The organism is Nocardiopsis sp. NPDC007018 (genome assembly GCF_040635075.1).
GTDB lineage: Bacteria > Actinomycetota > Actinomycetes > Streptosporangiales > Streptosporangiaceae > Nocardiopsis.
Window position 1 is genome coordinate 1 of record NZ_JBEYHA010000036.1, and the last position, 19,963, is coordinate 19,963.

Sequence of the window (19,963 nt, forward strand, 5' to 3'; positions counted from 1 at the left end):
CGTCACTGACTACCAGGGGTCTCTTCTTCCTGCCGCGTTGCGCCATGAGACCATCGTAACCAATTCTTCATCGAATTAACGACTCAGAACACTAGGGCGTGTTTTGTGGATGCTTTCGCCTTCTGGCGGCGGAGCCGCCAGCACCGCGAGCGGCCGCCAGGCCATCTCTCGCAAGACGATGAGCGAAGCTGCCCCCACTGTGCTCTGCTACGCAAGCTCCGCAGTGTCGCACAGCGGGGGCCCGCCCGGGTTTGGCTGTCCGAGCTCCATCGGCGCAGCGAGAGGCAGCCTGGCCACGCGAGCGCGGAATGATCCACAAAACGGGCCCTAGGGCAGGGCGCCGAGCGCGGTGTCCACCGCGTCCTGAACGCGGCGCCGCAGCGCCGCGCTGCCCGCCCTGGTCGTGCGGACCTCCACCATCCGCAGGCCCTCGCCGAGCAGCGCCTTGGGCAGGTCCGTGGCCCACTCGACCCGGGTGTAGGGCAGGTCGGCCACGGCCGCCACCCGCTCCATGGAGACGCCGTGCGGGGTGCCGAACACCCGCTCGAAGTCGGGGTGGCCCGCCTGCTCCAGTCCCGAGAAGATGCCGCCGCCGTCGTTGTTGACCACGATGATCGCCAGGTCCGGGCGCGGCTCGCCGGGGCCGATGATCAGCCCGTTCTGGTCGTGCAGCATCGCGAGGTCGCCCAGCAGCGCGTAGGCGGGGCCCTCGTCCCGCGTCTGGTGGGCCAGGGCCGCGCCGATCGCCGTGGAGACCGTCCCGTCGATCCCGCTCACACCCCGGTTGCCGACCAGGCGCACGCCGCAGCGGGCGAGCATCGTGGCGTCGAGGTCGCGGATGGGCATACTCGCCCCGGCGAAGAGGAGGGACCCGGAGGGCAGCTGGGCGACCAGGTCGCGGGCCAGGCGCGGCTCGGTCAGGGTCTCGTCGGCGTCCAGCACGCCGTCGATGGCCGCCCGGGCCGCCTCTTCGGCGCGTTCCCACGAACGCGACCAGTCGGTGCGGCGCGGGTGCGCCCACTCCAGACCTGCGGGCGGGGCCACCGCCGCGACCACGTCGGTGGCGGTGCGCGCGGGGTCGGAGAAGTCGTCGGCCAGGCTCGCCGCCGGGTCGCCCAGCGCTCGGGCGGTGACCACCACGTGGCGGTCGGCGCGGCGCAGGAAGGCCAGGACCTGCCGGGAGAGGTTGGGCCGCCCCACACTCACGACCAGCTCGGGCGCGTGCGCGTCGGCGAACCCCGGCGCCGCCAGGAGCTGGCGATAGGTGGAGAGCGCGCCCGATCTGCGGGCGTTGGAGGTGGGTTCGGCCAGCAGGGGCCAGCCGGTCACCTCCGCCAGCGCCAGCAGGGGCACGGGGTCGTAGTCGCCGTCACCGCACACGATCACCCCGCGCTCCACGTCCGGCAGAACCAGCGGCGCGGGTTCGGTGAACGGGCCGGGGCGGGAGATCCAGGGGCCGCCGTCCGGGCGGCCGTCCAGCGGCGCCGTCCAGGTCGGGGCCGCGGAGGGCTCGTCCGGAGTGAGGGGGTCGCGGAAGGCCACGTTGAGGTGGACCGGTCCGGGGCGGCCACCGGTCGCCGACGCCCAGGCGCGACAGGTCAGGGAGCGCCAGTACGCCACCATGCCCGGAGCGGGGTCCGGGGTTCCGACCTCGGCGAACATGCGTACCGCGCCGCCGTACAGGCCGATCTGGTCCACCGTCTGGTTGCCGCCGGTGCCGCGCAGCTCCGGGGGCCGGTCAGCGGTGAGCACCACCAGCGGCACCCCGCTCTCGTCCGCCTCCAGCACCGCGGGGTGGAAGTTGGCGGCCGCCGTACCGGAGGTGCACACCACCGCCACCGGTCGGCGCGAGGCGCGGGCCAGACCGAGGGCGAGGAAGGACGCCGAACGCTCGTCCACACGCACGTGGACCCGGACGCCGGGGTGGGCGACCAGGGCCAGCGCCAAGGGCGTCGAACGCGAGCCGGGGGCGACGACGGCCTCGACCATCCCGCAGCGGGCCAGTTCGTCGACGAGGACCCGAGCCAGGGCGGTAGACGGATTCATCAGAGTCTTTCGTTCGTCAAGGTATGTACCAGTATCCCCGGGCGAGGCGGCCCGGTCGAACGGGCCCGGTCCCCTCCAGTGAACCCCGTTCGGTTCCGATCCGCGAGCGAAACCGGCTGTGATCTCCTGCCCACCCGGGTCGGTCGCACGTCACCACGGGGCGCCGGTCACGGGTGCGGGCCGTGCTCAGGACGGGGCGGACGGGGTCCGACCGGCCGCTTCGGCGGCCTCGGCCCGCGCGTGCCAGGCGCCCGGGTCCACCTCGACCGACGCCAGCGCGGCCTCGTCCACCGCCACCGGCCGGACCGGGAGGAATCCGTCCGCGGGCAGGAGCGGGTCGGCGCAGACGTCGGCGGTCAGCATCTGCATGGTCGCCAGACCGCAGGCGTAGGGAAGCTCGGGCAGGCAGGCCGCCAGGGCCACCCCCGCGGCCAGACCCACCGACGTCTCCACGGCGCTGGAGACCACCACCGGCAGTCCGCAGGCCTCGGCGACCCGCAGCGCGGCGCGGACGCCGCCCAGGGGCTGCACCTTGAGCACCACGATGTCGGCCGCCTCGGCGGCACGCACCCGCAGGGGGTCCTCCGCCCGGCGGACGGACTCGTCGGCGGCCACCGGCACGTCCACCCGGCGGCGGACGGAGGCCAGCTCGTCCAGGGACGCGGAGGGCTGCTCCACGTACTCCAGGTCGAACCGGTCCAGCTCGCGCGTCATCCGTACGGCGGTGTCGACGTCCCAGGCGCCGTTGGCGTCCACCCGCACGCGTCCGGCGGGGCCGATCGCGGAGCGGACCGCCTCGACCCTGGCCACGTCCTCGCGCCAGTCCTGGCCCTTCTCCGCGACCTTGACCTTGGCGGTGGCGCAGCCGCCCGCCGCGACGATCGCGGCGGCGCGCTCGGGGTCCACCGCGGGCACGGTCACGTTGACGGCGACCCGATCGCGCACCGGCTCCGGCCACCCCCGGTGCGCCGCCTCAAGGCAGGCCGCCCACCAGCGGGAGGACTCGCGCGGCCCGTACTCGGCGAAGGGCGAGAACTCGCCCCACCCGGCGGGGCCGCGCACCAGCATGCCCTCGCGCACCGTGATCCCCCGGAAGCGGTTGCGCAGGCCGATGGCGAAGGCCCGCCCCCCGGCGGCGGCCGCCGCCGGGTCGGGCTCCGAGGGCCCGGTCACGGGCGACGCGGGAACTTGTCGAACTCCGGACGGCGCTTCTCCTTGAAGGCGTCCCGGCCCTCCTGGGCCTCCTCGCTCATGTAGTAGAGCATCGTGGCGTCACCGGCGAACTGCTGCATCCCGGCGGCGCCGTCGCTCACGGCGTTGATGGCGCCCTTGAGCATGCGCAGGGCCAGCGGCGACTTGTCCAGCATCTCGCGGGCCCAGGAGACGGTCTCCTTCTCCAGGTCCGCCAGCGGCACGACGGTGTTGACCATGCCCATGTCCAGCGCCTCCTGGGCGCTGTACTGGCGGCACAGGTACCAGATCTCGCGGGCCTTCTTCAGGCCGACCGTCTCGGCGAGCAGCCAGGCGCCGTAGCCGCCGTCGAACGAGCCGACCTTGGGGCCGGTCTGGCCGAACTTGGCGTTGTCGGCGGCGATGGTGAGGTCGCAGCAGACCTGGAGGACGTTGCCGCCGCCGATGGACCAACCGGCGACCATGCAGATCACGGGCTTGGGCAGGCGGCGGATCTGCACCTGGAGGTCGAGCACGTTGAGGCGGCCGATGCCCTGCTGGGCCACGGCGTCGTCGCCGATGTAGCCGTCGTCGCCGCGAATCTTCTGGTCGCCGCCGGAACAGAACGCCTGGTCGCCGGCGCCGGTGAAGATGATCACCCCGACCTTGGAGTCGTCCCGCGCGACGGAGAACGCCGTCTGGAGCTCGAAGAGCGTCTGGGGGCGGAAGGCGTTGTGCCGCTCTGGGCGGTTGATCGTGATCTTGGCGATGCCCTCCGCGGTCTCGTAGATGATGTCGGAATACTCGCCCGACCGCTGCCAGTCGATCACGCTGCTCACGGCTTCTGCTTCTCCTCACGGGGACGGGGACGGTGTGGGCGCGGCCGGGGTGACCGTCGCGCCCAGACGTCAACCCTACGCATTGTGCCAGGCGGGCCGGGACGGACGGGCACGCACCCGACACCCGGCCCCACCGGACGCTCCCCGTCCCGCTCGGGCGTACGCTGGGGCACCGTGGCACGAGCAAGCGAATCCCGGTCCCAGGTCCCCGCCGGTGGGGGCGGCCGCACCCTCCAGGCGGTGCGCGGCCTGGCCCCCGACGTCATGCACCGGCTGCTCTCGCGGGCCCTGGACGGTTCCGGACCCGCGCTGCTGCCCGTCCCCGACGGCACTCCCGAACCGCGTGTCCGGGCCCTGCTGTCGGCGCTGCGCCCGGCCTCGCTGCGCACCCCGGAGGGGGTCACGCAGGTGCCCGGCGGCGTTCCGGCGGGCCCGGACGCGGCGCTGGTCGTGACCACCTCGGGGTCGACCGGTGAGCCCAAGGGCGTGGAGCTGTCCGCGTCCGCGCTGCGCGCCTCGGCCCGCGCGTCCGTGGCCCGGATCGGCGCCGTCCCGGGCGACCGCTGGCTGTGTGTGCTGCCCGCCGGACACATCTCCGGTATCCAGGTGATGATCCGCGCCCTGGTGACCGGGGGCGAGGTGGTGCACGCGCCGTTCGACACCGCGACCGTCGCCGAACTCGCCCGGGACCTGCGGCCGCACGTGTCGCTGGTACCCACCCAGCTGCGCCGCCTGCTGGCCGCGGGGGTCGACCTGTCGCAGTTCGGCACGGTCCTGCTCGGCGGCGCCGCCGCCGAACCCCCGCTGCTGGAGGCCGCGCGAGCCGCGGGCGGGCGGGTGGTGACCACCTACGGGATGAGCGAGACCTGCGGCGGGTGCGTCTACGACGGTGTCCCGCTGGACGGGGTCGAGGTGCGCGTGGACGGCGAGGGGGCCCGCCCCGGCGAACCCGGCCGGATCGTGCTGGGCGGGCCGACGCTGCTCACCGGATACCGGACCCCGCCCGGAGCGGGGTCGGACGGCTGGGCCCGGGACGGGGGCGGTGCGGGCCTGGTCCGCGACGCGGACGGTCGGCCGTGGCTGCGCACGAACGACCTCGGCGCGCTGGACGGGCGGGGGCGCCTGCGCGTGCTCGGACGGATGGACGAGGTGGTCAACACCGGCGGCCACAAGGTGGTACCCGGCCAGGTGAACGCGATCCTGGCCGCCCGTCCCGAGGTCGCCGAGTCGGTGGTGGTGGGGCGGCCCGACCCCGAGTGGGGGCAGCGGGTGAGCGCGGTCGTGGTGCCCGCCGACCCGGGGAACCCGCCCACGCTGGAGGATCTGCGGGGGTGGGTCCGCGAGAGGCTGCCCTCCTACGCGGCCCCTCGGGAACTGGACCTGCGCACGGCCCTGCCGATGCTGGCGTCGGGCAAACCCGACCTGGTCGCGCTCCGCCGCCCCGCGGACTGAGCGGCGGACCGGACCGCTCCGTCGCGGCGTCGGTCGGACGCCGCCGCTGGTCGGAGCCGGGATGCCCGAACGGGGGGCCGGGGCACGCGTGTACCGGTGTGCTCCGCACACGTGGGACCCTGGCCGGGAGACCTTGTCCGGTTGGCGGGGAACTTCCGAAAGCTCCCTGGCGTCTACCTGAGTATCCGGTCTCTTCGGCCCCTCTCCCAAGGAGGTCCGCGGTTGGCGGCAGCCATCGACTCCATCGTCCGCTCCCCTGCGCCCTCCCCCGCGCCCGGAACGCCTGTCGCGCGGCGGTTCCCGTACCCGCGCCGAACGTGCGCCCTTACCCGCACGGGCCGGTCAGTCGCCACTCGTGACACAGTGATCCATGCCACCCTCTTCGATATCCAATCGAGACAGGGAACATTTGACTCGCCGACACGTTGGACATATTGGCGCGACCAGTCGGCGGGAACCCTCCGCCGCGCGCCACACGTCCTGGAAGGGAGGGAGGTGCCCACATGACGAGCACTGCCCTGACCGCTTCGGGCTCCGGGCCCGAAGTCCCCGACGGCAACGCTCCGAACGAGGGCCGGGCCGCCGACGCGGCCCTGACCGACCTGATCACCCAGGGGCGCGCCCAGGGACACCTGTCCCTCTCAGAACTACGTACCGCTTTCACCGCGGCCGGAGTCACCTCCAGTGACGGCCGCTCCATCCTGCGTGAACTCACCGAGAACGGGGTCCGGCTCGCCAACGGGGGCGACGACTCCGCGATGGTGGCCGACCCTGACGCCGAGGACGACGTGCTGGAAAACACTCTCATCGCGACGGTACCCGACACCGACGAGGCGCCCAAGACCGCGACCGGCAAGGCCGCCTCGCGCAAGGGCCCCTCCCCCCGGAGGAAGACCCGTACCACGCGGCGCAACAAGAAGGCCGAGACCAACCAGGCCACCACCGATCCGGAGACCGGTGAGGCCGACCTCGACGACCAGTCCCCCGCCATGGGCGACTCGGTCCACACCTACCTGAAGGCCATCGGGCGGCGGCAGCTGCTCACCGCCGAGCAGGAGGTGGACCTGGCCAAGCGGGTCGAGGCCGGACTCTACGCCGAGTACCGGCTCGGACAGCACGGCGAGGTCGACGGCTCCGTCGCGATGGCCGACGCCGAGCGCGAGGAGCTGGAGTGGGTGGCCGAGGACGGCCGCAAGGCCAAGTCCCACATGCTGGAGGCCAACCTGCGCCTGGTCGTCTCCGTGGCCAAGAAGTACAGCGACCGTGGCATGTCCCTGCTGGACGTGGTCCAGGAGGGCAACCTCGGCCTCATCCGCGCCGTGGAGAAGTTCGACTACACCAAGGGCTTCAAGTTCTCGACGTACGCGATGTGGTGGATTCGCCAGGCCATCCAGCGCGGGTTCGCCGACTCCGCGCGCACCATCCGCCTGCCCGTGCACGTCCTGGAGCTGCTGAGCAAGGTCAGCCGTCTGGAGCGCGACATGCACCAGGCGCTGGGCCGCGAGCCCACCCCCGAGGAACTGGGGCTGGAGCTGGACAAGACCCCGGCCCAGATCGAGGAGCTGCTGCGGGTCACCCGCCAGCCGATCAGCCTCGACTCCACCATCGGCGAGGACGGCGAGACCCGGATCGGCGACCTCATCGAGGACGTGGACGCCTCGGAGGCCTCCGAGGTGGTCGACCGCCAGCTGATGGCCGACCAGCTGCGCAACGCCCTGTCGGACCTGGAGCCGCGCGAGGCGACCATCATGTCGCTGCGGTTCGGGCTGATGGACGGCAGACCGCGCACGCTCGACGAGATCGGCAAGCACCTGGGGCTCACCCGTGAGCGCATCCGGCAGCTGGAGAAGCAGTCGCTGTCCAAGCTGCGCCACCCGAGCCGCGCGCAGCAGCTGCTGGACTTCGCGAGCTGACGCGCCGCCGCTCACGGTGACGCGTGGGGCCGCCCTCCCGAGGGGGCGGCCCTTCGTCATGTCCGTCTCAGGGACATCCCCGAACTTCCCCTGGAATCGGGGGCGGAGAGGGGCCGGACGCCCGCCCCGGTGCGACGATGGAGCGATGACGAACAACCCCCACCGCCACCAGGACGAGATCGCCGCCGCGCTGCGCGCCAGTCGAGAACTGGGCCCCGAGTACGACGAGGCGGTGGCCTCCTCACTCGTCGAGCGCGTCGACGCCACCATCGAGGAGCGCGTCAGGTTCCACGTGGCTCGTCAGAGCGGCGAGGACCGGGCCCGGTCCGGGGTGGCCTCCAACACCGTGCGCATGGTCCTGGCGCTGGTGTGCCTGGGGATCAGCCTTCCCATCACGGCCATCGTCGCCTCCCTCGTCGGGGGCGCCGTGTCCGTTCTCATGGTGTGGCTGGGCCTGATCGGCTTCTACCTCGTCGCGGTCCTCGGCCTGCGCCGCTGAGCCGCGTACGCGCGACCAGCGGGGGCGGGAACCCGGTGCTCCCGCCCCCGCTGGCCGTGTGCGGCCGACCACGCCCTAGTAGCCGCAGGCCTCCAGAATCATGCTCTGGGTGTCGGCCTCGAAGTTCAGCGCGTCGGCCAGGGTGTCGTAGTCGCCCTCGTCCAGTTCGACCAGGACGGAGTCGACGGCGTCGGCACGCTCGGCGGCGACGTCCCTGAGGTCTCCGCGCGCGGCGTCCTCCAGCTCCAGGACCACGTCCAGGTGATCCTCCAGCACGGCGCGGTGCTGGTCCTGGTAGGGGATGTCGTCGACGAGGATGTCCTGGTCGATGCCCTGGGCGGCCAGGTCGACCGCGTTCATGTCCCGGTCGATGTCCAGGCAGGCGGCGTCGATCCGCTCGCGGTCACCCGAACACGCGGTCAGGAGCAGGGGGGCGACGAGGGCGGCGGCCGTCAGGGACAGGGCGCGGGCGGGGGTTCGGGGGTGTGACACGGGTGGGTGCTCGTTTCCTTCTCGGGGTTCTTGCCAGGGGATCACGCGGACGCGAGCGGGGACCGCGGGGTCAGAGCAGCAGGGCGACGACCAGCAGGACGGCCAACAGGGCGACGACGGCCCCCAGGCATCCCAGCACCGCTCCCAGGCCGCCGCCGCGCGGGGCGAAGTCGGGGCCGTCGTGGTAGTAGTGGCGGTTCCGGCGGAAGTACCAGCGGTCGCGGGGGCGGCCGGTGTGCGCGGAGCCCACGACGTGGGTGTGGCGGCTGCGGTTGGGCCGGGGGGTACGCGACGGCCTCGATCCGCGCGAGGACCCTCCTCGGGAGGAGAAACCTCCGCCGGCGCGCGCCGCACCGCCACCGCCGCCACGCGAGCTGAAGCCGCCACCGGAGCGCCCGGCCCCGCCACCACCGCCACGCGAGCTGAAGCCGCCGCCACGACGGGCGGCGCCACCGCGCGAGCTGCCGCTTCCTCCGGACCGTCCGCCACCGGACCGTCCGCCACCGGACCGACCGCCTCCGGAACGGCCTCCGCCCGAGCGTCCGCCTGATGACCGTCCGCCGCCAGATCTCCTGCTCATCGGCGCCTCCTTGGGGGTTGTCGTTCGACGCCGCCGGGGGAGGGCAGCGCGCACCACGAGGGTAGCGCCGAACTCCGCAGTTCAGACGAATCGGGAGGGGTGGGGACCGATTGCGGTCATCACGTGCCGGAGAGGGAACCGCACGGTCCCCGTGCGCGTCGTCAGTGACCGGTGCCCGGAGAACCCTCCAGAGCCGCGCGCAGGATCTCGACGGCCTCGTCGTGTTCCAGACCGACGCGGGTGATGACCTCGGCGTAGGCGCGCGCGGCGGCCAGGGCCTCGGCGCGCTGGTCGTCCCCCGCGGCGGCGACGAAGGTGCCCGAGCGGCCCCGGGTCTCCACGACCCCGGCCTGTTCGAGTTCCCGGTAGGCGCGGGCGACGGTGTTCACCGCCACGGACAGGTCCTGGGCCAGGGCCCGGACGGTGGGGAGCCGGTAGCCGACGGGGAGTTCACCGTTGGCCGCGGCGATCGCGACGAGCGCCCTGATCTGTTCGTAGGGCGGGACCTTCGACGTTGGATCGATGCGGAGGAAGTCCGCCATGACCTTCTGTGCTCCCCACGTGAATCGCCGACACACACCCGGCGCGGACCGGGTGGTTGTCCAACCTACCGTTCGCCGTCCCCGCGCCGGACGCTCCGCGTCGCGGCGCCCTCCCTTCGGTCACCTTCCGGCGACCCTCGCACGACACGCTCCGCGCGGTTATCCCCGTTCCTCACCCTCCACCAACCCCGGAAAGGTCACGCTCCGCACACAGTTGGTCTCACCCGTCACTGGCGAACGCGGTGCCACTCGGGCCCCGGGCCCGGACACACGGAGGCCCCGCGGCGCGCGCCGCGGGGCCTCCGTGCCGGGGGTCAGACCGCCACGGAGCGGGGCACCTGCTGGATGCCGTGCAGCCGGTGCGCCTCACGGACCGTGAGCAGTTGCTCGGCGACCTCGGTGGCCCGCCTGACCTCGGGCCGGGCCAGACGCTTACGGCGCCTGATCCGATCCGTGTACCCCTTCGCTCCGACCAGGACGCGCTCCTGGGCGTAGGCGGCGCGCATGGCCTCGGTCAGCACGGTGTCGTACCGCACGCCGTGGTCGTGCAGCTCCTCGACCGGGGTGTCCTGTTCCCGGGCCCGGTCCAGGTCGCGCTTGGCCTCGGCCACCGACCTCAGGAGTTCGGGCAGCCTCCCGGCCCTCTCCTCGTCCAGGGCGAGTTCCTCCCTCGCCCGCGTCCTGTCCTGTTGGTCACGTCCCATGTCCGCTCTCCGGGGGTTGTAGCGTCAGCCCTGTCGAGGCAACTCTATGGGTGACGAAGGTCATCCGGCGCTCCGGACGGTGCGTCGGTGGTGGCGTCGCGGCGGCGGACCTGCCAGCTTGACTCCGTCGACCCCCCTGACCCCCGAAAGGCACCAGAGTGAGCAGGAACTACGCGGGTCTGAGCCGCGAGCGCATCATCGTCGAGGCGCTCCACATCATCGCCGGGCGGGGGCTGGGCGGGTTGTCCATGCGCCGTCTGGGCGACGCCCTGGACGTGGAAGCGATGGCGATCTACCACCACTTCCCCAAGGGCAAGGAACAGCTGTTCAACGCGATCGCCGCCTACGTGACCACCGCGCGGGTGGTCAGCGGTCTGGCCGAGGGGCAGGGCCCGCCCGGGGAGGCCGCCGACGACGAGGAGGCGGCCGGGACCGACCCGGTGGCGGCGGCCGGTGGCGGCGACCTTCCCTGGGACCGGCGGCTGAGCGCCTGGGCCGAGGCGTACCGGGGGCGCCTGCTCGCCTACTCCGGCGCGCTGTCCCTGCTCGTGCACCGGGCCCCGCACACCCTGGGCGAGGAGGACACGCGGGCCCTGCTCCACGGGGCCTTCGCCGAGGCGGGGCTGGCCGGGGACGCCGTGTCCCGGGCCTGCGACGCCCTGAACGCCTACTGCCTGGGCTCGGTCGCCCATCAGGTCCGGCACGAGGACCGCGAGGACGCGCCGCAGGACGCCGAGGCCCTGGCCGGGTTCCGGTTCGGTCTGGAGGCCCTGCTCCGGGGTCTGACCGGCTGACCAGCGCGAGCCCCTCACGCCCCCCGGGCCCGCATCCGCGCCCGTTCGGCGCGCAGGTCGCGGGCCTCGTCGGGGTCGAGCACCGGAGCGGCGGTGAGCAACTGCTTCGTGTAGTCGCTCCGCGGGTTCTCGTAGATGGTGTCGCTGTCACCGAGCTCGACCACCTCACCCTTGCGCATGACGGCGACGCGGTCGCTGACCTGGCGCACGACGGCCAGGTCGTGGGCGACGAAGATGTAGGTCAGGCCGAAGTCGTCCTGGAGCTCGGAGAGCAACCGCAGCACCTGGTCCTGGGTGGACACGTCCAGCGCCGAGACGGGTTCGTCGCACACGATGAGCCTGGGTTTGAGGATCAGCGCGCGGGCGATGGCGATGCGCTGGCGCTGGCCGCCCGAGAAGGCGTGCGGGAACCGGTTGTAGTGGCCCGGTTCGAGCCCGACGCGTTCCAGGAGTTCCTGTACCCGGGCGCGGATCTTCGCGCCGTTGCGCTCGCCCTGGACGCGCAGTGCCGTGCCGATGCTCTCGCCGATGGTCAGGCGCGGGTTGAGCGAGGAGTAGGGGTTCTGGAACACCATCTGCACGTCGCGGCGGAGCGGACGCAGCCCCCGCTCGGACATGTGCGTGATGTCCTGGCCGTCGAACTCCACGGTGCCCTCGGTGGGCTCCAGCAGGCGCATGACCATGCGCGACAGGGTGCTCTTACCGGAGCCGGACTCGCCCACGATGCCCAGGGTCTCGCCCTTGAAAAGGTCGAAACCGACCCCCTTGACCGCCCAGAAGTCCGTGGCCCGGCCCCACATGCCGCCGCGCACCTTGAAGCTCTGTGCGACGTCGCGGACGCGCAGCAGGGGCTCGCCCCGGTCCGGGGTGGTCGGGGCGGCGGGCGCGAAGGCGGAGAAGGGCTCGGGTACGACGGTCTCCCCCTCGTGCGCGTCCTCCGGCCCCGGGGCCCGGCGCTGCTCCCGCCGTGTCCTCTCGGCCCGGTCCGCGCGGTCGCGGGCGCGGCGTTCGGCGCGGGACATCTCCACGCGCGGTACGGCGGCCAGCAACGCCTGCGTGTACGGGTGCTCCGGCTCGGCGAGGACCCGGTGGACGCCCCCGCGCTCCACCGCCCTGCCCCCGCGCATGACCACGACCTCGTCCACCGAACCGGCGACCACCGCGAGGTCGTGGGAGACCAGGATCAGGGCCATGTCGAGGTCGCGGCGCAGCTCGTCCAGCAGGTCGAGGATCTGGGCCTGGACGGTGACGTCCAGGGCGGTGGTGGGCTCGTCGGCCAACAGCACCCTGGGGTCGCACATCAGACCCATGGCGATCAGCACGCGCTGGCGCATACCGCCCGAGAACTCGTGCGGGTAGGAGTTGATCCGCTTCGCGGGCTCGGGGATACCGACCCGGTCCAGTGACTCGACGGCCCGGGTACGGGCCTCGGAACGGGACACCCGGGGCCGGTGCACGCGCAGCGCCTCGATCAGCTGGTTGCCGATCGTGTACTGGGGGTGCAGCGACTGCATGGGGTCCTGGAACACCATCGCGATGTCGTTACCCCGCATCGACCGCAGCCTCTTGTCGCTGGCGGTGACGACGTCGGTGCCCGCGACCTCGATGCCCCCGGTGATCCGGGCACGGCTGCCCCGGTGCAGACCCATCAGGGCCAGCGAGGTCACACTCTTGCCGGAACCCGACTCGCCCACGATCCCGAGGGCGCCGCCCGCGGCCACCTCGAAGGAGAGGCCGTCCACCGCGCGGACGTCGCCGTCCAGCGTGGGAAAGGTGACGTGCAGGTCGTCCACGCGCACGACCGTCGGGGCGGAGGAACCGGCCGGGGGCCCCGGAGGGGTGTCGGTCATCGGAAGGCCTCTCTCAGTGGTGGATGCGCACGCGCGGGTCGATCAGCGGGTAGACCAGGTCGACCAGCAGGTTGCAGATGACGATGAAGAACGCGCCGAACAGGGTCACGCCGAGGATGACCGGCAGGTCGCTCTGGGTGATGGCCTGGACCGCGTACCGGCCGATCCCGTTGAGGGAGAAGACCTGCTCGGTCAGGACGGCGCCGCCGAGGACCAGGCCCAGGTCGAGGCCGAAGATGGTGACGATGGGGGTGAGGGTGGGGCGCAGCGCGTGCTTGAGCACGACCGTGCGCTCGCTCAGGCCCTTGGCCCGGGCGGTGCGGATGTAGTCCTCGTTGAGGGTCTCCAGCATGCCCGCGCGGGTCTGCCGCGCGTACATGGCCGCGTGCAGGAAGGCGAGGGTGAGCCACGGCAGGAGCATGCCCTGGGCCCAGGCGAGGGGGTCCTCGACGAAGGGCACGTAGCGGGGGGTGGCGAACAGGCCCCAGGAGTGGACCAGGAAGGCCAGGGCGAGCAGACCGGTGAAGAAGATCGGCAGGGAGACCCCGGCCAGCGCGACGCCCATGGCCAGGCGGTCGAAGAGGCTGCCCTTCCACACGGCCGAGACCACACCGACGGCCACACCGCCCACCAGCCAGATGATCCCGGCCCCCAAGGCCAGGGAGGCGGTCACCGGGAGGCGGGAGAGGATCTCGGGGAAGACCTCCTGGTAGGTCTGGAAGGAGTAGCCGAAGCAGGGCGCCGAGCATTCGATGGTGTCCCGGCCGAACTGGTACTGGGCACCGAAGAGGATGCCCCGCACGAACTCCCCGAACTGGACCGCGATCGGCTGGTCGAGGCCCAGGCGTTCGATGGTGGCCTGGATCGCCTCGGGGGTGGGAGCCCGGCCCACGTACATCGTGGCCAGCTGCTCGGTGGTGCGGCCCGCCCAGCGCGGGACGACGTAGAAGATGACGAAGGTGACCATGGTGACCACGGCCAGGAGCAGCAGACCGGCGCCCAGGCGGCGCAGGATGTAGGTCAGCAAGGCGTGTGCCTTCTCTCGTCAGGAGCTGGGGCCCGGGTCCGGGGTGGGGCGATTCCACCCCGGAGCCAAACCGTAACTCATGGCAATCACGCGATCACGCCACGAAGTCGGCGTGTACGCGGGGGTGTCGTGACCGCGCCGGGCGGCCACCACGCCGTGCGCGGCGGCCGCCCGCGGCCCGCCCGGGGGTCCGCCCCACGGGTGACGCCGGGTGCGGGCCCGGGGCCGGGCCGCACCCGCCGGGATCAGTTGTTGCTGGTCCCCAGAGCCATGTAGTCGTACATGCTGTAGCCCGAGTGGTAGTACACGTTGGTCAGGTTGGCCGGACGGTAGAGCACCGTCCGCTCGAACACCGCCGGGAGGATCGCGGCCTCCTCCATCGCCCGTTCGTCGATCTTCGTGTAGATCTCGGCGCGCTGGTCCGCGTCGGCGACCGAGACCACCTCGTCGAACCAGTCGTTGATCTGCGGGTCGTCCAGCTCGGAGATGTTCGAGTTGCCCGCCTGCTGGATCGCGTCACCGTCCAGGATCTTGCTCATGAACCCGTAGCCGCTGGCCCAGTCCGGCGCCCAGCCGTACACGGTCAGGCCCAGGTCGTTGTCGGCGACGAAGGACGGCGACCCCGCCTGCGTGTTGGTGTAGGTGTCGGACGGGTACTGCTTGATCTCGGTGTCGATGCCCACCCGGGCCAGGGCCTGCTGGAGCGCCTCGGCCGTACTGACGTCGGAGGGGCGGTCGGCGCGGGCGCCGATCGCGGTGGAGAAGCCGTCGGGCTGGCCGCACTCCTCCAGCTTCTCCCGAGCCTTGTCCAGGTCGCCCTTGTTGTCGTCGGACGGGTACGGGTCGAAGCCCGGGTCGGAACCGGGCAGCGCCGCGGGCATGATCTGCGTGGCGACGTCGCCGCCGGTGTCACCGCCCCAGGCCCGCTGCAGCGCGTCCCGGTCGGCCGCGTACATGACGGCCTGGCGACAGGCCGGGTCGTCCAGCGGCGCCATGACGGTGTTGATGTTGACGTAACGCAGGGTGTTGGTCTGCGGGTTGTCGACGTTGTGGCGCTGCCCCTCGTCGGTGATGACGGTGCCCTTCATCGCCGGGCCCACACCGGCACCGGCCAGGTCCACGTCGAGCTCCCCGTTGACCAGCCGCTGGTCGATCTCGTTCTGGTCCACGCCCAGCTCCACCTCGACGCGGTCCGGCAGCGCCTTGCGGGTCGGGTCGGAGGAGGCGTCCCACTGGTCGTTGCGTTCCAGGTTGAGGGAGACGCCCGGGCGGTAGTCGCCGTCGAACTTGTAGGGCCCAGAGGAGATCACGTGGCTCTGGTACTGCTCGCCCCGGTCCGCGTCGGCGGGCACCGGGGCGGTCTGCGGCTGGAGGAGCACGTACGGGAACTCGGCGAAGCTCTCCTTGAGGTGGAAGACCAGGGTGTGGTCGTCCGGGGTCTCGATGCCGTCGAACCCGGCCAGCGGGTCGCCCTCGTCCGCGTAGGGGCCCTCGTAGTCGTCGCTGTCGGCCAGCAGCCCCTGGAAGTACTTGGGCCCGTTGGGCAGGGCCTGGTCACCGAAGTTGCTGCGGGCGATGGCGTACTTGACGTCCTGGGCGGTGATCTCCGAGCCGTCCTCGTACTTCAGACCCGGCTTGATGCGCACGGTCCACTCGGTGGAGTCCCCGTTGCCCTCGGGCATCGCCTCGGCCAGGTCGGGCTGGAGCTCGATGCCCTGTTCACCGGGTGCCTCGGTGTAGGTGAGCAGGGTCCGCGCGTAGTAGCGGGAGAAGTTCCAGCTGAACGCGTAATAGGTGTTGCCGGGGTCGGGCGAGTCGAAGTCGGAGGAGATGGCGTAGCGCAGGGTGCCACCGGTCTCGTCGGACGGGTTGACGACGGTGGTCTCGCCCTCGTTGAACTCGGCGTCGGACTGTCCGCCGCCTCCGCCCCCGCCTCCGCCGCAGGCGGCCAGCAGGACCGCCGCGGCGGTTCCCGCGGCCATCGGCGCGACGGCTCGTCGGAGCGCACGGCACCGCCGGGGCGGTTCCTGGCGCGGGGAGTGATGGGTGGTCACCTGGGCCTCCTGGTCGGGTTCGCTGGTGGAACCGTGCGGCGCACGGTTCCGGATCGCCGAAGGGTTCGGCTGGACTGTGGGGCCGGGGGCGGGTCGGGCGGGGGCGGTCAGTCGGAGGAGCGCGGGTCGAAGGCGTCGCGTAGGCCGTCGCCGAAGAGGTTGAAGGCGAGGACGGTGACGAAGATGGCCAGTCCCGGGATGATCACGAAGTGCGGTGAGGTGGTGTAGAAGCGCAGGGCGTTCTCCAACATGCCGCCCCAGGTGGCCATGGGCGGGTTGATGCCCACGCCCAGGAAGCTCAGTGCGGCCTCGAAGAGGATGTTGGTGGGGATGAGCAGGGTGGAGTAGACGAGGATCGGCGTGACCAGGTTGGGCAGGATCTCGCGGAAGACGATGTGGGGACTGCCCGCTCCCAGGCTGCGCGCGGCCTCCACGAACTCGCGCTCCTTCAGGGTGAGGGTCTGACCGCGCACGATACGGCCGATGTAGGGCCAGTTGAAGAACCCGATGATGAACACCAGCACGCCGATGCGCAGGTTGTTGCCGGACAGTCCGAAGGCGCCGTCGGGGATGACGCCGACCAGGGCGATGGCGAAGAGCAGCAGCGGGAAGGCGAGGAAGATGTCCATGGTGCGGCTGATGACCACGTCCACCCAGCCGCCGAAGTAGCCGGCGAGCACGCCCAGGACGGTGCCGATGACCACGCACACCACGGTGGCGACGGTGGCGACCAGCAGCGAGGTACGGGCCCCGTAGACGATGCGGCTGAACAGGTCGCGGCCGTTGACCGGTTCGACGCCCAGCAGGTGCTGCGCGCTGATCCCGCCCCAGGGGTCCAGCCCCTGGGCGGGGTCGTCGGGATCACGCAGGACACCACCGGTGAGCGGGTCGACCAGGCCCTGGTTGAACTGGTTGGGAGGGTGACCCAGCCAGGCGGTGAGCAGGGGCGCGAAGATCGCGACGAGGATGAGCAGGACGACCACGACACCGCCGGCCATACCGACCTTGTCCTTGCGGAAGCGCTGCCAGGCGATCTGGCGCAGGGAGCGGCTGGCGGCGTTCCTGGCCCCGGCGACGACCGCTTCTGGCTCGGCGTGCTGGGACGACTCGGGCACGTCCATCGGCGCGGTCATGTACCCCTGCCTCCCGCTGTCTCTGCGTGTGGCCACACATCGCCATCAATGTGTGGCCACTTGACTACGCAGAGTTTGCCCTAGTGGAGTGGGGCGTTTCCACCTTCCGCGCCGACGAGGACACCGTCGCGGGCGACGACCGCCCCGGCCCTGAGCACGAGGTCGCGGGCGGGCACCTTCGCCACCGCCTCGGCGGCCGATCGGGCGCCGACGACCACCAGGTCGGCCGGGCCCCCCACCCGAAGGCCGTGGTCCTCCACGCCCAGCACCCGGGCGGCGTTGGTCGTCACGGTGTCCAGGGCGAGGAGCAGTTCGTCGTCGCACCGACTGGAGTTGCGGTAGGCGATGAGCATGGCCCGCCGCAGCATGTCGCCGTCGCCGAAGGGACCCCACAGGTCGTTGATGCCGTCCGTGCCGCCCGCGAGGAGCACCCCCCGCTCCGCACAGGCCCGCAGCGGCGGCACCGGGGCGTCGTAGACCGCCGCGCTCACCAGGGCGACGCCGACCTCCGCGAACCGTTCCAGGAGGCGCTCCCGGGTGGGCGGATGGGCGATGCCGAAGGCGTGCGAGACCGCGACGCGCCCGCCCAGGCCGTACTCCTCGGTCATCCGCGCGATCAGGCCCATCTCCCAGGCGCCCAGTGAGCCTCCGTCGTGCAGGTGGACGTCGATACCGGTTCCCGTGGACGCGGCCAGGTCGAAGACGGCGTCCAGGTGGGCGTTGGGGGCGTCGTCGAACCCCGCGGGGTCGAGCCCGCCGATCACCGAGGCCCCCGCGTCCACCGCGTCGCGCAGGAGGTCGAGGGTGCCCGGGTTGGTGATCAGTCCGCCCTGTGGGAAGGCCACCTGCTGGACGTCGATCACCCCCCGGTAGCGGCGCGCGACCTCCGCGACGGCGGCCACGCCCCGCAGACCGACTCCGGGGTCGACGTCCGTGTGGGTACGCAGGTGTGTGGTACCCGCCGCCACCATGGCCTCCACCAGGGCGGAGGCGTACTCCGTCGAGGGAAGCCCGTGGGCGTCCCGGTGGCGCCGTTCGTGGGCGACCCGCTCGGCCACGGTCTCCACCTGTGGCGCGGAGACCCACGGTCCCCCGAACAGGGTCTTGTCGATGTGGGCGTGGGCGTTGACCAGCCCGGGCAGGACGGTGCGCCCCGCCGCGTCGATGTCCTCTCCTCCCCCTCCGCCGGGCGGGGCGGGGACGTCGGACGCGTCCTCGATGGCGGTGATCCGGCCGTTCTCGAAGAGGATGGTGGCCGGGGCCGCCCGGCCGGGCAGGACGGCGTTCGTGACACGCGGCATGCGTGGGGTTCCCTTCCTCCGGTCGCGGGGACCGGACGCGGGCTAGAGGTGGATGAACAGCTCGGCGAGCGTGGCGGAGGCGACGATGGTGGTGGTGAAGGTCAACACCGCCGCGACGACGATCTTCCAGCTGAGCTGGGAGAAGGCCTGGCGGTCGCGGCCCATGGTCATGCCGACGAGCGCGAGCTGGGGCAGCCCGATCAGGAGTACGTTCAGGTTCTGCACGAGGTCGGCGATCAGCCCCGCGACCGGGGAGAGGGGTGTGGTCACGATCGTCGCGATCGCCAGGACCCACACCGTGGCCGGGATGGCCCTCACCTTGTGGGACAGCAGGATCGCGACCCAGGTCATCGCCAGCAGCACCGCCATGCCCACCGCGTCCCGCGGGTGGAAGGAGCCGGTGCCCAGCCAGTTGAGCAGCAGCCCGCTCACACCGGCGAAGGCGTAGGCGGCCAGGCCGGGACGCCAGCCCCGGGGGATGTCCGGGTCCCGAGGGCGCTCCGCCCCGGGCGTCGCGTCCCCGTCCTCCTTGGCGCGCACCGAGGCGTCGCCCTCGGGGACCCTGCCCCTGGCGACCAGCCGCGCCTCCTCGATCTCGGGGGCGGGGCGGCGGAAGACGCGGCACCAGAACCCGTAGAGGCGGCGGGCGACGGGCAGACCGATGAACACGCCCGCGTAGAAACCGACGATGTTCGTGACCAGGTTGGACAGCGCGGCCAGCGCGGCGATCTCGGCCGCCTGGTCGGGGTAGAGCAGGGCCAGCGCTCCCACGCCGCCGAGCATCATCGAGGTGGAGCCGACGCCGAGCGCCAGGGCCAGCGAGAGCGGGTTGTACAGCCCCGTACCCCCCAGGACACTGGTGATCAGGGAGATGAACACGGCGCCGAACATCGAGCCGATGATCCAGACGCCGAACACGCCCCGGTACTCGGGGGAGGAGGTCCCGAACCGGTCGATGGCGTAGGCCAGGTAGGACTCGCGGTCGATCGCCCAGGTGGCGCCGATGGCCGCGCGCCCCATACCGAGCAGGACGGCGATGGGCAGCGCGAGGATGATCGTCCCGAAGAGCTGGCCCACCTCCTGCATCAACAGGGCCGGACCGACCCGTTCGACCATGCCGATCGACGGCCCGATCCCCGTACCGAGCATCGCGAGGAAGAGGACCATGCCGACCGGGATGAGCGCCTCTCCGGCGGAGCGGGCGCCCCCGCGCAACGGCAGCCACCGCTGGAGTCCGACGACGGCGCCCAGGAGCACCACCCAGACCAGGGGGAACAGCACGATGGCGGCGGGGCCGACCCGGAACTGGTGTTCTCCGACCAGGACGGCCGCGACACTGATCAGCAGGCTCGCGCCGACCGCGACCACCCAGTCGCCGCGCCCGACCGAACCGCGGTCCGACGCGTCCGCGCGCGTCTCCGCCTGCTGCCTTCTTGCCCTCATCTGGGATACCAATCAGTGAGCCGCTGTATTTTTGAGGAGCCTATGGTTGGCACAAAACCGCTTTCAAGAGCGTTATGAACCCAGTTTCCGCACTCCTCGCGACCGCGAACATTCAACGTTCACA

General features: G+C 72.1%; 17 protein-coding genes. 4 read left to right on the forward strand and 13 right to left on the reverse strand.

What is annotated here, in order from left to right; genetic code table 11:
* Nucleotides 1-327 precede the first annotated feature (327 nt).
* The 3 genes from menD to menB form a co-directional block, all read right to left on the reverse strand.
* Nucleotides 328-2,046, reverse strand: coding sequence for a 2-succinyl-5-enolpyruvyl-6-hydroxy-3-cyclohexene-1-carboxylic-acid synthase (gene menD / locus ABZ635_RS18815; RefSeq protein WP_357766581.1), 1,719 nt, complete (start codon nt 2,044-2,046; stop codon nt 328-330).
* 186 nt (nt 2,047-2,232) lie between these two features.
* Nucleotides 2,233-3,219: an o-succinylbenzoate synthase gene (locus tag ABZ635_RS18820; protein ID WP_357766584.1), complete on the reverse strand. Its 987-nt coding sequence runs from the start codon at nt 3,217-3,219 to the stop codon at nt 2,233-2,235.
* Nucleotides 3,216-4,055 carry a 1,4-dihydroxy-2-naphthoyl-CoA synthase gene (menB, locus tag ABZ635_RS18825; RefSeq protein ID WP_357766587.1) on the reverse strand — a complete coding sequence of 280 codons (840 nt, stop codon included), beginning with the start codon at nt 4,053-4,055 and terminating at the stop codon, nt 3,216-3,218. Before menB ends, ABZ635_RS18820 begins: the two co-directional genes overlap by 4 nt.
* A gap of 264 nt (nt 4,056-4,319) precedes the next feature.
* On the opposite strand from menB, the gene ABZ635_RS18830 reads away from it, so the two are divergent.
* The 3 genes from ABZ635_RS18830 to ABZ635_RS18840 all read left to right on the forward strand — a co-directional run bounded on the left by ABZ635_RS18830 (nt 4,320) and on the right by ABZ635_RS18840 (nt 7,919).
* Nucleotides 4,320-5,507 carry an AMP-binding protein gene (locus tag ABZ635_RS18830; protein WP_357766712.1) on the forward strand — a complete coding sequence of 396 codons (1,188 nt, stop codon included), beginning with the start codon at nt 4,320-4,322 and terminating at the stop codon, nt 5,505-5,507.
* Between the two features lie 503 nt (nt 5,508-6,010).
* Nucleotides 6,011-7,420 carry an RNA polymerase sigma factor gene (locus tag ABZ635_RS18835; protein WP_357766590.1) on the forward strand — a complete coding sequence of 470 codons (1,410 nt, stop codon included), beginning with the start codon at nt 6,011-6,013 and terminating at the stop codon, nt 7,418-7,420.
* Between the two features lie 145 nt (nt 7,421-7,565).
* A complete protein-coding gene (locus ABZ635_RS18840; RefSeq protein ID WP_357766593.1) occupies nt 7,566-7,919 on the forward strand; it encodes a hypothetical protein in 354 nt (117 codons plus the stop codon).
* Nucleotides 7,920-7,994: 75 nt separating this feature from the next.
* On the opposite strand, the gene ABZ635_RS18845 is transcribed toward ABZ635_RS18840, so the two are convergent.
* From ABZ635_RS18845 to ABZ635_RS18860, 4 genes are all read right to left on the reverse strand, one after another.
* On the reverse strand, nt 7,995-8,411 hold the full coding sequence (locus ABZ635_RS18845; RefSeq protein ID WP_357766595.1) for a hypothetical protein: 417 nt from the start codon (nt 8,409-8,411) through the stop codon (nt 7,995-7,997).
* A gap of 70 nt (nt 8,412-8,481) precedes the next feature.
* Nucleotides 8,482-8,661, reverse strand: a complete 180-nt coding sequence (locus ABZ635_RS18850; RefSeq protein ID WP_357766598.1) for a hypothetical protein — start codon at nt 8,659-8,661, stop codon at nt 8,482-8,484.
* Between the two features lie 491 nt (nt 8,662-9,152).
* Nucleotides 9,153-9,533, reverse strand: a complete 381-nt coding sequence (locus ABZ635_RS18855) for a GntR family transcriptional regulator (RefSeq protein ID WP_357766601.1) — start codon at nt 9,531-9,533, stop codon at nt 9,153-9,155.
* A 314-nt stretch (nt 9,534-9,847) separates the two neighbouring features.
* Nucleotides 9,848-10,237, reverse strand: coding sequence for a hypothetical protein (locus ABZ635_RS18860; protein WP_357766604.1), 390 nt, complete (start codon nt 10,235-10,237; stop codon nt 9,848-9,850).
* A gap of 158 nt (nt 10,238-10,395) precedes the next feature.
* Between ABZ635_RS18860 and ABZ635_RS18865 the strand changes: the two genes are divergently transcribed.
* On the forward strand, nt 10,396-11,031 hold the full coding sequence (locus ABZ635_RS18865; RefSeq protein ID WP_357766607.1) for a helix-turn-helix domain-containing protein: 636 nt from the start codon (nt 10,396-10,398) through the stop codon (nt 11,029-11,031).
* Between the two features lie 14 nt (nt 11,032-11,045).
* Here the strand turns inward: ABZ635_RS18865 and ABZ635_RS18870 are convergent, their stop codons facing one another.
* The 6 genes from ABZ635_RS18870 to ABZ635_RS18895 all read right to left on the reverse strand — a co-directional run bounded on the left by ABZ635_RS18870 (nt 11,046) and on the right by ABZ635_RS18895 (nt 19,839).
* Nucleotides 11,046-12,881: an ABC transporter ATP-binding protein gene (locus ABZ635_RS18870; RefSeq protein ID WP_357766610.1), complete on the reverse strand. Its 1,836-nt coding sequence runs from the start codon at nt 12,879-12,881 to the stop codon at nt 11,046-11,048.
* 13 nt (nt 12,882-12,894) lie between these two features.
* Nucleotides 12,895-13,908, reverse strand: a complete 1,014-nt coding sequence (locus ABZ635_RS18875; protein ID WP_357766613.1) for an ABC transporter permease — start codon at nt 13,906-13,908, stop codon at nt 12,895-12,897.
* 245 nt (nt 13,909-14,153) lie between these two features.
* Nucleotides 14,154-15,962, reverse strand: a complete 1,809-nt coding sequence (locus ABZ635_RS18880; protein ID WP_357766615.1) for an ABC transporter substrate-binding protein — start codon at nt 15,960-15,962, stop codon at nt 14,154-14,156.
* Between the two features lie 107 nt (nt 15,963-16,069).
* Complete coding sequence (locus tag ABZ635_RS18885) at nt 16,070-17,095, reverse strand: ABC transporter permease (protein WP_357766618.1); 1,026 nt, start codon at nt 17,093-17,095, stop codon at nt 16,070-16,072.
* Nucleotides 17,096-17,175: 80 nt separating this feature from the next.
* Nucleotides 17,176-18,396 (reverse strand): amidohydrolase, encoded by a 1,221-nt coding sequence (locus ABZ635_RS18890; RefSeq protein WP_357766621.1) that lies wholly within the window; start codon nt 18,394-18,396, stop codon nt 17,176-17,178.
* A 42-nt stretch (nt 18,397-18,438) separates the two neighbouring features.
* Nucleotides 18,439-19,839 carry a DUF3100 domain-containing protein gene (locus ABZ635_RS18895; protein WP_357766624.1) on the reverse strand — a complete coding sequence of 467 codons (1,401 nt, stop codon included), beginning with the start codon at nt 19,837-19,839 and terminating at the stop codon, nt 18,439-18,441.
* Nucleotides 19,840-19,963: the final 124 nt, after the last annotated feature.

Bases quoted from the DNA above. Each gene is read 5' to 3' on its own strand.
- ABZ635_RS18895 (WP_357766624.1), bottom strand. From the start codon at position 19,839: ATGAGGGCAAGAAGGCAGCAGGCGGAGACGCGCGCGGACGCGTCGGAC.
- ABZ635_RS18860 (WP_357766604.1), bottom strand. From the start codon at position 10,237: ATGGGACGTGACCAACAGGACAGGACGCGGGCGAGGGAGGAACTCGCC.
- ABZ635_RS18885 (WP_357766618.1), bottom strand. From the start codon at position 17,095: ATGACCGCGCCGATGGACGTGCCCGAGTCGTCCCAGCACGCCGAGCCA.
- menD (WP_357766581.1), bottom strand. From the start codon at position 2,046: ATGAATCCGTCTACCGCCCTGGCTCGGGTCCTCGTCGACGAACTGGCC.
- ABZ635_RS18835 (WP_357766590.1), top strand. From the start codon at position 6,011: ATGACGAGCACTGCCCTGACCGCTTCGGGCTCCGGGCCCGAAGTCCCC.
- ABZ635_RS18830 (WP_357766712.1), top strand. From the start codon at position 4,320: ATGCACCGGCTGCTCTCGCGGGCCCTGGACGGTTCCGGACCCGCGCTG.
- ABZ635_RS18890 (WP_357766621.1), bottom strand. From the start codon at position 18,396: ATGCCGCGTGTCACGAACGCCGTCCTGCCCGGCCGGGCGGCCCCGGCC.
- ABZ635_RS18855 (WP_357766601.1), bottom strand. From the start codon at position 9,533: ATGGCGGACTTCCTCCGCATCGATCCAACGTCGAAGGTCCCGCCCTAC.
- ABZ635_RS18870 (WP_357766610.1), bottom strand. From the start codon at position 12,881: ATGACCGACACCCCTCCGGGGCCCCCGGCCGGTTCCTCCGCCCCGACG.
- ABZ635_RS18840 (WP_357766593.1), top strand. From the start codon at position 7,566: ATGACGAACAACCCCCACCGCCACCAGGACGAGATCGCCGCCGCGCTG.